The sequence below is a fragment of the Paraburkholderia fungorum genome (assembly GCF_900099835.1).
Lineage (GTDB): Bacteria > Pseudomonadota > Gammaproteobacteria > Burkholderiales > Burkholderiaceae > Paraburkholderia > Paraburkholderia fungorum_A.
Genome location: NZ_FNKP01000002.1, coordinates 2,025,911 through 2,039,217, shown reverse-complemented (window position 1 = coordinate 2,039,217; position 13,307 = coordinate 2,025,911). Strand labels below are relative to the sequence as shown.

The window sequence follows — 13,307 nt, the reverse complement described above, 5'->3', positions numbered from 1 at the left end:
GTGCGGGCGGCGGGTAAAGCGCGCCGGCGCCCGGTCTTTTGCATGGGTTAATGCAGAGACCGTGCCAACTGCATGGAGAGCCGCGCCGAAGCGGCATACAGGCCGCGCAAACGCGTTGGAACGGGCGTTTGCGGGTGACGGACATCAAGACGCGCACGGCAGGCGGGGAGGCGAACGGCGGCTCGCTACGTAACGTCCGCGAGGCTGTTACGGACACATCACCGCGAACGCGGAACACCGGTGGACGCACGCACGACGAGTTCGGGCGGCGACGAAATCCGCATCGGCACGCAGGCCGTTTCCTGGCCTGCGGTTTTTCCCGCCTGCCCGTACGACGACTCGATCAACTCGCGCAACAGCGACACTGCGAGCCCCGCGACTTCGACGGTCGGCACGGCCACCGTCGTCAACGCGGGCCGCGATTCGCGTGCGAGTTGAATATCGGTAATGCCGATCACGGAGAGGTCCCCCGGCACGTTCAGGCCAAGGTCGGCGGCAGCGTGCATTGCACCAAGCGCCGGCAAGTCGTTGGTCGCGAAAATCGCGGTGATTTTCGGGTCGGCTTCGAGCAAGGCGCGCGTCGCGTCGTAGCCGCCCTGGATTGTATCGAGTGCGTGTTTCACGCGGTTTTTCGGCGCATCCGCCGCCCGCAACGCGCTGACGAAACCCTCGTAACGGGCCGCGTGAATGCCCGACGCCTTGCTGCCGACAATCGCGCCGATCCGACGATGCCCAAGCTCCAGCAAATGCGTGGCGGCCAACTCGCCCGCCAGCCTGAAATCGACCGCGACGCAGGGCAGGCCAGGCGGTTCGTGAGGCCGCTCCCACATGCACAACACCACCGGCGTGCCGCGCGCTTCGGTCGTGTGGAGGTCGGCGAAATCGAGGTTCGCGTTCGTCACCAGCACGCCTTCCGACAGCGTGCCGGCGATCTGGTCGAGATAGGCGCGGCCCGTGTGCGGATCTTCGTTCGTATTGCAGATGATCACGAAGTGACCGCTGGTGCGCGCCGCGCGTTCGACGGCCAGCGCGAACTCCGGATAGAACGGATTGGCGATGCTCGACACCATCAGCGCGAGGGTCGGCGCGCGGCCCTCGGCGAGCGCGCGGGCCGCGAGGTGAGGGCGGTAGCCGAGCGCCTCGACGGCTTCCAGAACGCGTTGCCGGGTCGTCTCGCCAACCCGGCCGCGATTGCGCAGCACGTTGGACACGGTAGCGGGCGTAACCCCGGCGTGACGCGCGACTTCGGTGAGTGTGGGCATGTTGTCTCAATATTTGGGATGTTGGCCCGACATTTGCGTCGTGGCTCAAGGCGCGGCACCATCTGTCGACCAGACAAAAACGATATCGGAGACAAGGCAGGCCTGACGATCCCAAGCGATCGATTTTTTTGGCCTGTCTGATTAAGCGCTTAATCTCCGACTTCGAAATGATTAAATCACGGAGTCGATGCAATGGCGAGCATTTCGTTAAGAGGCGTGCAGAAGGCATATGGCGACGGCGCGCTGGTGATCCGCAACGTCGATCTCGAGATCGCGGAGAACGAATTCTGCGTGTTCCTCGGGCCGTCGGGCTGCGGCAAATCCACGTTGCTGCGGATGATCGCGGGCCTCGAAGACGTCACCGACGGCGACCTGTCGATCGGCGGCAAGCTCGTCAACGACGTGGCCGCTGCGCAGCGCGGCGTGGCGATGGTGTTCCAGAGCTACGCGCTGTTTCCGCACATGACCGTGTTCGAGAACATGGCGTTCGGGCTGAAGCTCGCTAAAACCCCCAAGGACGAAATCGACCGTAAGGTGCGGGAAGCCGCGCGCATTCTGCAACTGGAAGCGCTGCTCGACCGCAAGCCGAAGGCGCTCTCGGGCGGCCAGCGTCAGCGGGTCGCGATTGGCCGCGCGATCGTGCGCGAGCCCGGCGTGTTCCTGTTCGACGAACCGCTGTCCAATCTCGACGCGACGCTGCGCGGTCAGACCCGCGTCGAAATCGCGCGTCTGCACAAGCAGTTCTCGAAGGCGAGCGTGGTCTACGTGACGCACGACCAGATCGAGGCGATGACGCTCGCCGACAAGATCGTGCTGCTGCACGCGGGCAAGGACACCGAGCGTTACGGCAGCATCGCGCAGATCGGCGCGCCGCTGGAGTTGTATCACCGTCCGAAGAGCCGGTTCGTGGCGGGCTTTATCGGCTCGCCGCGCATGAACTTCCTGCCGGGCCGCATTGCATCGGTCGATGCGCAAGGCGTGAGCGTCACGCTCGATCACACCGGCGAAACCGTGCGCGTGCCGGTTCGCGGCGATAGTCTGCAAATCTCGCAGCCGGTCACGCTCGGCGTGCGGCCTGAACATCTGGAATTTGCCGACAACCTGACCGGCGGCGATACCGCCGCAGCCACGCCCGCCAATGGCGTGCTGGTCCGCACCGTGTCGCTCGTCGAACAACTCGGCGAGCACAGCTATGTCCACCTCGATCAGCCCGGCGGCGCCGCGCTGATCGCCAAGGCGCCTGGCGATACACGCCTCGTGCCCGGCGACCGCGCGAGCCTGCGTGTGCCGTCTTCTGCCTGTCACCTGTTCACCGAAGACGGCTTTGCCGCCGCTTCGCTTGAATCCGTCGAACACTACGCTTAAAGGATATTCGGATGCGCCTTGGAGTCTGTTACTACCCGGAACACTGGCCTGAGTCGATGTGGGAAGACGACGCTCGCCGGATGAAAGCACTCGGCATCGAGCAGGTGCGGATCGCCGAATTTGCGTGGAGCCGCATGGAGCCGTCGCCCGGCGAATACGATTGGGCGTGGCTCGATCGCGCGGTCGATGTACTCGGCGCAGCAGGGCTGAAGGTCGTGATGTGCACGCCGACCGCGACGCCGCCGAAGTGGCTGATCGACCGTCATCCGGACATTCTGCCGGTCGGTGCCGATGGACGTCCGCGTGCGTTCGGTTCGCGCCGTCATTATGATTTTTCGTCGCCGTCGTACTTCGAGGCTTCGCGGAAAATCTGCACGGCGGTTGCCGAGCGTTACGGCAAGCATCCCGCCGTGGCTTTCTGGCAGACCGATAACGAATTCGGTTGTCATCACACGGTGGTCAGCTATTCGCAGGCAGCAGTGCAGCGTTTCCGCGAATGGCTGAAGGCGCGCTATCAAACGGTCGATGCGTTGAACCAGGCGTGGGGCACGGTGTTCTGGAGCATGGAGTACCGCAGCTTCGACGAGATCGACGCACCGGTCGCGACCGTGACCGAAGCGCATCCGTCGCACCGGCTCGATTACCGCCGTTTCGCGTCCGACGAAGTCGCGCGCTATAACCGCATGCAGGTCGAGATCATCCGCGCACATTCGCCGGGCCGTCCGGTCGCGCACAACTTCATGCAGTTGTTTACCGAGTTCGATCACTACAAGGTCGCGGCCGACCTCGATATCGCGAGCTGGGACAGCTATCCGCTCGGTGCGCTCGAAGAGCAATGGTTCGCGCCGGAGATCAAGGCGCGCTGGCTGCGCAGCGGTCACCCCGACTTTGCGTCGTTCAATCACGACGTGTATCGCGGCATGTCGAAGCTGCCGTTCTGGGTGATGGAACAACAGCCGGGTCCGGTGAACTGGGCGCTGTGGAATCCGGCGCCGCTGCCGGGCATGGTGCGGCTGTGGAGTTGGGAAGCGTTCGCGCACGGCGCGGGCTGCGTGTCGTATTTCCGCTGGCGTCAGGCTCCGTTTGCACAGGAGCAGATGCACGCAGGTTTGAATACGCCGGATAACCGGCTCGACGTGGGCGGTAACGAAGCCGCCAAAGTCGCCGAAGAAATTCGCACCGTGCTCGCGGCGAATGCCGACGCGAACGCGACGATTCGTTCGAAGGTCGCGCTGGTTTACGACTACGAGGCGAAGTGGCTGTTCGAGATTCATCCGCAAGGGGCGGACTTTCACTACCCGCGTTTCGCGTTCGAGTACTACTCGGCGCTGCGCTCGCTCGGTCTCGACGTGGATGTCGTGCCGGTCGATGCACCGCTCGACGGTTACAGCCTGATCGTCGTGCCGCCGCTGCCGGTCGTGCCGGCTGATTTCGGCGCGCGTCTCGCGAATTCGGGTGCGCACGTGGTGTTCGGTCCGCGTACGGGTTCGAAGACTGCGGACCTGCAGATTCCCGCGAATCTGCCGCCGGGTGCGTTGACGTCGGTGTTGCCGCTACGCGTGTGGCGTGTCGAATCGATGCGGCCGAACGTGACGGAAGCGGTTCGTCTCGCGGGTGGCAGCGACGCGGATCAACAAGACGGCGTCGCGCGTCACTGGCGCGACTTCATCGACACAGAGAATGCGGATTCGCTCGACGTGCGCGCGCGTTTCGCCGACGGCCATCCCGCGTATGTGCGTGGCGGCAAGTTCCACTACCTCGCGAGCCTGTTCGACGACGCGCTCACTGCGCGCCTGTTCGAACAGATCGCCGCCGACGCAGGCGTTAAAACGCAGGCACTCGGCGACAGCGTGCGGATCAGCCAGCGCGGTGCACTGAATTACGTGTTCAACTACGGCGACACGCCGCACACGCTCACCGATGTCGCCGACGGCGCATTCGTGATCGGCTCGCGCGTCGTCGCGCCGCAAGGCGTGAGCGCTTACAGAAGATCATGAGGGCGAGCCCGCCAGAATCAATTCCACGCAGTAAAGAGAGTGACGCAGCAGCACGACGCAAATCACGACGCACAATCAGCGCATAAAAGGAGACAGGCAGCATGAAACTGAAACCACGCAAGATTCTGATGGCACTCGCTCTGGTCGCCGCGACGGCAGGCACTTCGTTCGTCAGCACGGCGAGCGAGGCCAGCACGCTCACGGTCAATATCGCGTTCAAGGGCGCAAGCCAGCGCGCGGTGTGGCAATCGGTGATCGACCAGTTCAAGAAGACGCATCCCGGCGTCGACGTGAAAGTGTCGTTCATCGATGAAGAGGCGTACAAAGTGCAGTTGCCAGGCTGGCTGTCGACGGTCGCGCCCGATGTCGTGAACTGGCATGACGGCGAACGTATGGCGTATTACGCGCAACGCGGCCTGTTCGACGACCTGAGCGGCGACTGGGCGAAGAACGGCTGGAACGACATGTATGCGTCGACCAAGGAAGCGTCGTCGTATAAGGGCAAGCAGTACGCCGCGCCGACCGTGTATTACTCGTGGGGTATGTTCTATCGCAAGGATCTGTTCGAGAAGGCCGGCATCAAGGGCGAACCGAAAACCTGGGACGAATTCCTCGATGCCGCGAAGAAGCTGAAGGCCGCGGGCATCACGCCGATTGCTGTGGCGGGCCGCGATGCGTGGACGCTGGCGGGCTGGTTCGATTATCTCGATCTGCGTCTGAACGGCAATGCGTTCCACCAGAAGCTGATGGCGGGCGAAATTCCGTACACCGATCCGCGCGTGAAGAAGGTCTACACGACGTGGAAGCAGTTGATCGACGCAGGCTACTTTATCGACAACTCGCTGTCGTACGATCTGGATTCGGTGCAGCCGTTCCTGTTCCAGGGCAAGGCCGCGATGATGCTGATGGGCACGTTCATCACCGCTGGTTTCCCGGCGAACGTGAAGCCGGAAATGGGCTATTTCCAGTTCCCGATTATCGATTCGAAGGTGCCGACTGCGGAAGATGGTCCGGTGGAGTCGCTGCACATTCCGTCGAAAGCGAAGAACAAGGCGGACGCGCATGCGTTCCTCGCGTTCGTCGAGACGCCTGAGATCGGCGCGCAACTCGCCACGGGGCTGGGATCGTTGTCGGCGAACAGCAAGTCGCCGGAACCGGAAGATCCGATTTCGAAGATCGGCTTCCAGATTCTCGCGAACACGAAGGGCGGTATTGCGCAGTTCTACGATCGCGACATGACCAAGGAAATGGCCGATGAAGGGATGAAGGGCATGCAGCAATTCATCTCCGATCCGTCGAAGATCGATGAAGTGCTCGCGCAGCTGGAGCAGACGCGCAAGCGGATTTATAAGAAGTGAGGGAGGGGTGGGAGTGAAGTAGTGGCTCCCACTGGCAGCTTTGCATGGGGTGGGAGTAAGGGCTAGAGCGCTAACTCCCACCGACAGCTTCGCATGGGACCCGAGTAAGCGCTAAAGCGCTAACTCGGGTCGACAGCCTTGCATGGGGCGGGAGTAAGCGCTAAAGCGCTAACTCCCACCGACAGCTTTGCATGGGGTGGGAGTAAGCGCTAAAGCGCTAACTCCCACCGACAAAGGAGAAAGTATCGTGGCGCATTCCGTCAGCCGGCAAACCGTCGGCGGCCCAGTTGAACCAGGCGGCCCCGGCATGCCCGCACCGGGCGGCGCAGTGGGCGGCTCGGGGACCACGCGCAGACGCGGTCCTACGCCGACCGCGCGACGTCAGCGGCGGGCCGCGTTCCTGTTCCTCGCGCCAGCCTGTCTGATGGTCGCCGTCTACGTGGTATGGCCGATCCTGTCCACCATCCGTCTCAGCTTTTTCAACTGGGACGGCATGACCGATCCGTCGTTCGTCGGACTCGCGAATTACATCGAACTGTTCCAGACGCCGACCTTCTACACCGCGCTGAAGAACAACCTTATCTGGCTCGTGCTGTTCCTGCTCGCGCCACCAATGGGTCTCGCCGTCGCGCTGTATCTGAACCAGGCGGTGGCGGGCATCCGCATCGTCAAGTCGCTGTTCTTCGCGCCGTTCGTGTTGTCGGGCGTGGTGGTCGGTCTGATCTTCTCGTGGTTCTACGATCCGACCTTCGGCCTGCTCGCGGTGATTCTCGGCCACGGCGTGCCCGTGCTCGGCGATCCGCGCTATGCGACGCTCGGCATCGTGTTCGCCGCACTATGGCCGCAAACCGCCTATTGCATGATCCTTTATCTGACTGGGCTCACGTCGCTGAACGCCGAACAGATCGAGGCCGCGCGCATGGAAGGCGCGAAGGGTTGGTCGATGCTGTGGCATGTGATCCTGCCGCAATTGCGGCCCACCACGTTCATGGCGATCGTCGTGACGATCATCGGCGCGTTGCGCAGTTTCGATCTGATCTCGGTGATGACCGGCGGCGGTCCGTTCGAAAGCTCGACCGTGCTCGCCTATTACATGTACGACCAGGCAATCAAGTACTACCGGATCGGTTATTCGGCGGCGGTGGCCGTCGTGCTGTTCGGCATCATGCTGGTGTACATCGTTTATCACTTGCGGCGGATGCTGCGCGCCGAGCAATAAGGAGCCGACATGTTTCCGATCCCGATCGACAAATGGAAGCCGGTCACGCGCCGCGCCTACAAACTGACATTGCCTATCGCGCTGCTGATCTGGCTGCTGCCGATGATCGCCGTGCTCGTCACCTCCGTGCGCTCCACTGAAGAACTCGCCGAAGGCAATTACTGGGGATGGCCGAAGCACTTCGCGATGTTCGACAACTACCGCGAGGCGTTGACGACATCGCCGATGCTGCATTACTTCTGGAACAGCGTGCTGATTACGGTGCCGGCCGTGGTCGGTTCGATTGCGCTCGCGTCGATGGCCGGATTCGCGCTGGCCATCTACCGTTTTCGCGGCAACTCGACGTTGTTCGCGACATTCGTCGCGGGGAATTTCGTGCCGGTACAGGTGCTGATGATTCCGGTGCGCGATCTGTCGTTGCAACTCGGCCTGTTCAATACGGTCGGCGCGCTGATTCTGTTTCACGTGTCGTTTCAGACGGGCTTTTGCGCGCTGTTCCTGCGCAATTTCATCAAGCAGTTGCCGTTCGAATTAGTGGAAGCCGCGCGAATCGAAGGCGCAAACGAGTGGCAGGTGTTCTTCAGGATCGTGTTGCCGCTGATTCGTCCCGCACTCGCCGCGCTCGGCATTCTCGTCTTCACGTTCGTGTGGAACGACTATTTCTGGGCACTGTGTCTGACCACGGGCGACGACGCCGCGCCGATCACCGTGGGCGTTGCCGCGTTGAAAGGGCAGTGGACCACCGCGTGGAATCTCGTTTCGGCAGGATCGATTCTGGCCGCATTGCCATCGGTCGCGATGTTCTTTGCGATGCAGAAGCATTTCGTCGCCGGGTTGACGTTCGGGGCGACGAAAGGCTGAGCGTAATTCGTTAATGAGCGTTCCGGGCGAAATAGCGGGTTTCGCCCGGAACGTGTAGTGCGATCTAATTAACCGCAAATCAACCGCAGGCCGGTGCCGCTTTCTTGCAGGCGTCCGCGAGTTGCGGCGGCGGGTCTTTCTTGAACACAATCTTGTAAGACTCCAGCACGTTCGACTGAACCACCGGCAACGACTGCACCCCGATCCACGCAGGTGGCGTCTGTCCGATCAATGCCTTCATCATCGCGGTCGCTTCGGCCACGCCCTGGTCATACGGACGTTGCGAGCCGGTTGCCTTCAGCGGTCCACCTTTCGCAATTTCGATCGCGGACTGCAGTCCCAGATCGACGGTCGTCACGGGAACGTTCACGCCTTGCGCGCGCATCGACGTGAGCGTGTCGAGCGCCGGTTGATCCCACACGGCGAATAGTCCTTTCACGTCGGGATTGCCAGTCAGAAAATCGCCCGCAATCTGCCCGACTTTCGACGGATCGGTGAACGCGACCTGCTTGACCTTGATGTCCGGGCGATTCTTCGCGATCCAGTCATTGACGGCTTTGGTGCGCTCGGTCGTGCTGAAATAATCCACGCCAAAATTCACAAGGCCGATCGTTGCGCCCTTCGGCACGCATGACGACAGCACCTTCGCGGCGATCTGGCCGTTGCCCTCGCTGTCCGCGGAAATCATCGACGCGTATTGCTGCGGATGCTTCAGGCCGGTCGGCACGTTGTCCATGAATACAAGCTTGATGCCGGCTTCGGACACTTTCTTGTACGTCGCGGCCGTTGCCGTGCCATCGACTGGAATAGAAATGATGCCGTCGGGATGACGCTGAATCGTGTTCTCGATATCGGCAATCTGCTTGTCGACCTGGTACTCCGCCGATGCCGTGCCGATCACTTCGACGCCATATTTTTTCAGCGTGTCGGTAATGCCTTGCACCTGCAATTGCGACCAGTCGAGATTCATCGTCTGCATTGAAATGCCGACTTTGAATTTGCCCGCCTTGATCTTGGCGATATCGGCGTCGGTCAGTTTAATCGCGTCGACGGAAGCGGCCTTTTCACCGTTTGGCCCTTGCCCCACGATGTTTTTCGGCCCGATCGATCCTGTCGGCAAGCTCGTCACGCATTGCGCGTAAGCGGTCGACGAAAACAGTGTCGCGACGGCGGCCGCCGCGATCGCGCTCGCTAGTACCTTGCTTGAACCACGACGATGTTTCATGAGTCTCCTCCATTGGTCTTCATGTGTGTGCTTCACGTCCGTGCCGGGTTTGTCTCCGCGTTCACATCCTGCGTTATTCCTGCTATTTCCTCGTAAATGCAACCGCTGCAACGATAATCACGCCCTTGATCACCAGTTGCAGCGATGAACTGACGCCAAGCAGCACCAGCCCGTTGTTCAGCGTGCCGATAATCAGGCTGCCGAGCAGCGTGCCTAGTACGAAGCCGCGTCCGCCGAACAGGCTGCAACCGCCGAGCGTCACCGAAGCGATCACATCGAGTTCCATGCCCTGCACAACATCGGGCCGGGCTGCATGCGAGCGTGCCGACAGCACGAGTGCCGCGAGTCCGGCGAGCATGCCGGTCAGAATGAACGCGAGCGTCGTCACGCGCCGCGTGTTGATGCCCGAGTACAGCGCGGCGGTCGGATTGCCGCCGGCCGCATAAATCTGCCGGCCGAATACGCTGTAGTGCAGCAGCAGAATGCCGGCGATCACCGCGAGCACCGTCCAGATAATCGGCACCGGCACGCCCGCGATATCGCCTTCGCCGAAGATCGCGATAAACGAGTCGTTGGTGATGATGACGGGCTTGGTGGTTGTGACCATCAGGGCCAGGCCGCGTGCGGCGCTCAACGTGCCGAGCGTCACGAGAAACGATGGAATGCTCAGCCGCGTGGTGACGACACCGTTAATCGCGCCGACAATCGCGCCAGTGCCGATGCCCGCGATTGCGCCGATGATCCAGTTGTCGCCGACATACGACATCGCAAGCGCCGCCGACATGCCCGATAACGCGAGCGTCGAGCCGACCGACAGATCGATCTGTCGCGCGATGATCACGAACGTCATGCCGATCGCGATGATCGACACCAGTGCGGTTTGCCGGCCGATGTTCAGGAAGTTGTCGATGGATAAGAACCACGGTGACGCGAAACTGAACACGACCAGCAAAATGGCAAACGCACCGTATAGCGCGTAAGGGCGGTCGCCTTGCAGCAGCAGTTGAGCAATGCGCCGCATACGGCTCTTCTGCGCCGGCAACGTCTGCCGGTCGGCGGCCAGTGGCGTAACGGAATCGTTCATGTTGCATGGGCCTTGAGGGGAGTCTCCTTGGAGGACTCGATGGAAGAACGGGACAGCTGAATCTGGTGATGTAGCGCTTCGGCATTGGCAAGTTCGGCGCGCTCGATGGTCCTGACAATGCTGCCGTCCGCGACGATCGAGATGCGGTCGCACAGGCGCAGCAGTTCATCGAGATCCGACGAAACGACCAGTACGCCCGTGCCCGCGTGCGCGGCGTCGTTGACTACGCCGTAGATTTCCTCGCGCGCGCCGACATCGACGCCGACTGTGGGTTCGTCGAGCAGAAGCAGTTTGGGGCGAGGGTGATTCCACTTTGCAAACACCACTTTCTGCTGATTGCCGCCGGATAAAAACTTCACCGCCGTCGATGAATTCGGCGCTTTCACCGAGAGTTCTTTCATCGAACGCTTCGCCTGCTGCACGGCGGCCTGACTGCGCAGCCATCCCCAACGCGAAAATTGCGGCAGTCGCGGCAACGTGAGATTGCGTTCGATCGAGTGATCGAGCACAAGGCCTTCGAGGTGGCGATCTTCCGGCACCAGCGCGATGCCACGCTGGATGGCCGAGGCTGGCGTGATATCCGCGCGGGAATGACCGTCGAACTCGATTGCGCCGGTGTCGACGGAACGAAGCCCGAAAATGGTTTGCAGAATCTCGGTGCGGCCGCTGCCGATCAAACCGGCCAGTCCGTGAATTTCGCCGCGACTGACTAGCAGACTCACATCGTGCAGGCGGTCGTTGCTGACGTTGGACATTTTCAGAACGGGTGCGCTTTGCGCTGCATCGACTGAAGCGTGTTCGGTGTTCGCGGCTTCATTGCTCGCTGCCAGGCCGACTCCCACGGCGGTTTTCTCCCGCGCCTGCAGCGCCGCATGCGCAGGCCCGACAATCGCGGCGACCAGTTGTTTCATATCGGTCTGCGCGGTCTCGAACATGCCCGCATTCGCGCCGTCGCGAAACACGGTCACGCGCTGTGAAATCTTGAACACCTCGTTCAGGCGGTGCGTTACGTAGATCACGCCGACACCGCGCGCCGTCACCGCATGAATCGCGTCGAACAGAATCTGCTCCTCGCCGCCGGTCAATGCCGAAGTGGGTTCGTCGAGAATCAGTACGCGCACGTCGCCCATCAACGCCTTGCAAATCTCGGTCATCTGCCGGTAGGCAAAAGGCAGCGCACTTACCGGCGTTTTCGGATCGAGCGGAATGCCGTGCGAGCGGAGAAATTCGCAGACGGTCGCCATCAGTTGCCGGTTCCTGACGAAGCCGAGCCGCGTGCGGGGTTCGCGCCCCAGCATCAGATTCGCGCCGACCGACAGCGATTCGACCAGACTCAGGTCCTGATAAACGACGGCAACACCGGCGTCGCGCGATTGCTTCGGCGATTCGAACGCAACGGCCCGGCCTTCGATCTCGATCACGCCGTCGTCGTAATTGTGGACACCGCTGAGTATCTTGATCAGCGTGGATTTGCCGGCGCCGTTCTCGCCGAGCAGCGCATGCACTTCGCCGGGAAACACTTCGAGGTCGACGCCGCGCAACGCCTGCACGCCGCCAAATCGCTTGGTGACGCCCGCCACGCGAATCAGTGGAACCCGAGGCGATGACACGGCCGCGACCGCAACCGGCTCACTCATCTGGCATGTCTCCTTCGTCTATGTGACGAAATTCTTTTCTTTATCCGACGTGTTTTGCATACGTCGTGTTGTGATCTTCGCATCATGAATATGGTGCGTCAATAACATTCACGGCGCTACACACCGCTTAAGTGCCTGCTTATGTCACGATTACATCGTAAAGCTTGTGATGATTCTATCAATCGTTGTAGCATAAGTGCGAACAAATTGTCGGCGGCTGTTGTGCGTCGCATCAAATTTCTGGACGTTTTATGCCCGAAGCCCCTGCTTTATCTTCATTACTTTCGTCGCCGCCGTCGTCGGCGGTTCTTGCGCTGCGCGGCAGTGCGCCCGCCCATGCGCAGCGCAATCCCGGCATGGCGTTCGACGCGTCGTGGCTCGACGGTTTGCGCGTCAACCAGTCGGCGGTCGAGCGGCGCACTGCGACGCTCGTTACACGGCGCAGCGTCAAGAAGGATGCGCAGGCGGCGTGGCTGCTGAAAGCGGTTACGTGCATCGACCTCACGACGCTCAATGGCGACGACACCGAAGCCCGCGTGCGGCGCCTCTGCGCGAAAGCGCGTCGTCCCGTGCGCGCCGATCTGCTCGAAGCGCTAGGTATCGCGCCGCAAGGCATCACGACCGGCGCGGTGTGCGTATATCACCGCTTCGTGGCCGCCGCAGTCGATGCACTGCAAGGCAGCGGCATTCCTGTCGCGGCGGTATCGACGGGCTTTCCTGCCGGGCTGATTCCGCATCCGCTGAAGCTGAAGGAGATCGAGGCGTCGGTTGCGGACGGCGCGCAGGAGATCGATATCGTCGTCACGCGCGAGCATGTGCTGACCGGTAACTGGCAGGCGCTGTACGACGAAGTGCGCGATTTTCGCGAGGCCTGCGGGCCCGCGCATCTGAAAACGATTCTGGCGACCGGCGATATCCGCACGCTCTCCAATGTGGCGCGCGCGTCGATGGTCTGCATGATGGCGGGCGCGGATTTCATCAAGACGTCGACAGGTAAGGAGGGCGTCAACGCGACGCTCGACGTGTCGCTCGTGATGGTGCGGATGATCCGCGAGTACCAGGAGCGCACGGGCGTGCCGATCGGTTTCAAACCGGCGGGCGGCGTGTCGAGCGCGAAGTCGGTGCTGTCGTATCAGATTCTGATGAAAGAAGAACTGGGCCGCGCGTGGCTCGAACCGGACCTGTTCCGGGTTGGCGCGTCGAGCCTGCTGGCCGATATCGAGCGGCAACTCGAACATCACGTGAGCGGTCGTTACTCCGCTTTCAACCGTCACCCCGTAGCCTGAATAGAAGACCGAT

10 protein-coding genes are annotated in these 13,307 nt (G+C 61.7%); 6 read left to right on the top strand and 4 right to left on the bottom strand.

Annotated features, from left to right (window positions below; genetic code table 11):
- Window positions 1–218: 218 nt before the first annotated feature.
- On the bottom strand, window positions 219–1,262 hold the full coding sequence (locus BLS41_RS24860) for a LacI family DNA-binding transcriptional regulator (RefSeq protein ID WP_074769656.1): 1,044 nt from the start codon (window positions 1,260–1,262) through the stop codon (window positions 219–221).
- 192 nt (window positions 1,263–1,454) lie between these two features.
- Here BLS41_RS24860 and BLS41_RS24855 point away from each other — a divergent pair, with 192 nt between their 5' ends.
- From BLS41_RS24855 to BLS41_RS24835, 5 genes are all read left to right on the top strand, one after another.
- Window positions 1,455–2,627 (top strand): ABC transporter ATP-binding protein, encoded by a 1,173-nt coding sequence (locus BLS41_RS24855; RefSeq protein ID WP_074769654.1) that lies wholly within the window; start codon window positions 1,455–1,457, stop codon window positions 2,625–2,627.
- Window positions 2,628–2,638: 11 nt separating this feature from the next.
- A complete protein-coding gene (locus tag BLS41_RS24850) occupies window positions 2,639–4,624 on the top strand; it encodes a beta-galactosidase (RefSeq protein ID WP_074769652.1) in 1,986 nt (661 codons plus the stop codon).
- 101 nt (window positions 4,625–4,725) lie between these two features.
- Window positions 4,726–5,982 (top strand): ABC transporter substrate-binding protein, encoded by a 1,257-nt coding sequence (locus BLS41_RS24845; RefSeq protein ID WP_074769650.1) that lies wholly within the window; start codon window positions 4,726–4,728, stop codon window positions 5,980–5,982.
- A gap of 247 nt (window positions 5,983–6,229) precedes the next feature.
- Window positions 6,230–7,201, top strand: coding sequence for a carbohydrate ABC transporter permease (locus BLS41_RS24840; RefSeq protein WP_074769648.1), 972 nt, complete (start codon window positions 6,230–6,232; stop codon window positions 7,199–7,201).
- Between the two features lie 9 nt (window positions 7,202–7,210).
- Window positions 7,211–8,062, top strand: a complete 852-nt coding sequence (locus BLS41_RS24835) for a carbohydrate ABC transporter permease (RefSeq protein WP_074769646.1) — start codon at window positions 7,211–7,213, stop codon at window positions 8,060–8,062.
- A gap of 79 nt (window positions 8,063–8,141) precedes the next feature.
- Here the strand turns inward: BLS41_RS24835 and BLS41_RS24830 are convergent, their stop codons facing one another.
- The 3 genes from BLS41_RS24830 to BLS41_RS24820 all read right to left on the bottom strand — a co-directional run bounded on the left by BLS41_RS24830 (window position 8,142) and on the right by BLS41_RS24820 (window position 12,008).
- Complete coding sequence (locus BLS41_RS24830) at window positions 8,142–9,287, bottom strand: substrate-binding domain-containing protein (protein ID WP_074769644.1); 1,146 nt, start codon at window positions 9,285–9,287, stop codon at window positions 8,142–8,144.
- Window positions 9,288–9,369: 82 nt separating this feature from the next.
- Window positions 9,370–10,371 carry an ABC transporter permease gene (locus BLS41_RS24825; RefSeq protein WP_074769642.1) on the bottom strand — a complete coding sequence of 334 codons (1,002 nt, stop codon included), beginning with the start codon at window positions 10,369–10,371 and terminating at the stop codon, window positions 9,370–9,372.
- The gene (locus tag BLS41_RS24820) at window positions 10,368–12,008 is read right to left on the bottom strand and encodes a sugar ABC transporter ATP-binding protein (RefSeq protein WP_074769640.1); all 1,641 of its coding nucleotides are present in this window, start codon (window positions 12,006–12,008) and stop codon (window positions 10,368–10,370) included. Before BLS41_RS24820 ends, BLS41_RS24825 begins: the two co-directional genes overlap by 4 nt.
- A gap of 251 nt (window positions 12,009–12,259) precedes the next feature.
- Here BLS41_RS24820 and deoC point away from each other — a divergent pair, with 251 nt between their 5' ends.
- Complete coding sequence (deoC, locus tag BLS41_RS24815) at window positions 12,260–13,294, top strand: deoxyribose-phosphate aldolase (RefSeq protein WP_074769638.1); 1,035 nt, start codon at window positions 12,260–12,262, stop codon at window positions 13,292–13,294.
- The last annotated feature ends 13 nt before the right edge of the window (window positions 13,295–13,307 follow it).

What these genes read in the sequence shown, in the direction of transcription:
- BLS41_RS24825 (WP_074769642.1), bottom strand. Translation starts at nt 10,371, where the DNA reads ATGAACGATTCCGTTACGCCACTGGCCGCCGACCGGCAGACGTTGCCG.
- BLS41_RS24845 (WP_074769650.1), top strand. Translation starts at nt 4,726, where the DNA reads ATGAAACTGAAACCACGCAAGATTCTGATGGCACTCGCTCTGGTCGCC.
- BLS41_RS24830 (WP_074769644.1), bottom strand. Translation starts at nt 9,287, where the DNA reads ATGAAACATCGTCGTGGTTCAAGCAAGGTACTAGCGAGCGCGATCGCG.
- BLS41_RS24860 (WP_074769656.1), bottom strand. Translation starts at nt 1,262, where the DNA reads ATGCCCACACTCACCGAAGTCGCGCGTCACGCCGGGGTTACGCCCGCT.
- BLS41_RS24855 (WP_074769654.1), top strand. Translation starts at nt 1,455, where the DNA reads ATGGCGAGCATTTCGTTAAGAGGCGTGCAGAAGGCATATGGCGACGGC.
- BLS41_RS24850 (WP_074769652.1), top strand. Translation starts at nt 2,639, where the DNA reads ATGCGCCTTGGAGTCTGTTACTACCCGGAACACTGGCCTGAGTCGATG.
- BLS41_RS24820 (WP_074769640.1), bottom strand. Translation starts at nt 12,008, where the DNA reads ATGAGTGAGCCGGTTGCGGTCGCGGCCGTGTCATCGCCTCGGGTTCCA.
- BLS41_RS24835 (WP_074769646.1), top strand. Translation starts at nt 7,211, where the DNA reads ATGTTTCCGATCCCGATCGACAAATGGAAGCCGGTCACGCGCCGCGCC.
- deoC (WP_074769638.1), top strand. Translation starts at nt 12,260, where the DNA reads ATGCCCGAAGCCCCTGCTTTATCTTCATTACTTTCGTCGCCGCCGTCG.